At 67.7% G+C, this 922-nt stretch carries 1 protein-coding gene; it reads left to right on the plus strand.

The genetic code is table 11. The annotated features are described in order from the left end of the window. Positions 1-19: 19 nt before the first annotated feature. Positions 20-922 carry a helix-turn-helix domain-containing protein gene (locus IH00_RS0126665; protein ID WP_052411659.1) on the plus strand — a complete coding sequence of 301 codons (903 nt, stop codon included), beginning with the start codon at positions 20-22 and terminating at the stop codon, positions 920-922.

The following is a 922-nucleotide window of genomic DNA, read 5'->3' on the forward strand; positions in this document are numbered from 1 at the left end:
TAGTCCGCAGGAGCGAGTGATGGCCGCAGCCGAACCGAGCCCGTCCTTGTTCGTCCGGCCCCTGGGAGCCGTCGAGAACAACCCGACCGCCCTCCGGATCATCCTCGGCGGCAAACTCCGCGAACTACGCCTCCGCGCCGGACTCGAACCCGCCGACGTCGACACCAAACTCGGCTTCTCCCGCTCCAAGACCAGCCGCATCGAACTCGGCCGCCACGGCTGCAAACCCTCCGACGCCACCGCCCTGCTCGACCTCTACGGCGCCCACGACCCCGTCCAGGTCGACGAATTCCTCCGCCTCCTCGAACAATCCCGCCGCCCCGACTGGTGGCGCTCCTACAGCGACGCCCTCTCCGACTTCTTCGCACCCCTCGTCGCCCTCGAAGGCGCCGCCGCCACCATCCGCACCTACGAACCCTTCTACATCCCCGGCCTCCTCCAGACCCCCGACTACACCCACGCCGTCGTACGCTCCGGACCCGGCCCCCTCCTCGACCACGACATCCAGCGCCGCGTCGCACTCCGCCAGCAACGACAACACCAACTCCACCAACCCGACGCACCACGCCTCTGGGCCGTCATCGACGAATCCGTCCTCATGCGCACCGTCGGCGGACCCCACACCATGCGCGCACAACTCCAGCACCTCATCGACCTCGCACAACGCCCCCGCATCACCCTCCAGATCGCACCCCTCGACATCACCGCCTCCGTCGGCGTCGGCACCGGCCTGACCTACCTCCGCTTCGCCCACGAAGACCTCAAGGACGCCATCTACATCGAACACCTCACCGACAGCACCTTCTCCCAGAAACCCCAGATCGTCGAGCAGTACCGCGACATGCTCGACCGCCTCGGCGCCTGCGCCCTCACCCCCCGCCAAACCCTCGACACCCTGCACAAACGACTCTCCACCCTCTGA

This window comes from Streptomyces sp. NRRL S-118 (assembly GCF_000716335.1).
Classification (GTDB): Bacteria; Actinomycetota; Actinomycetes; order Streptomycetales; family Streptomycetaceae; genus Streptomyces.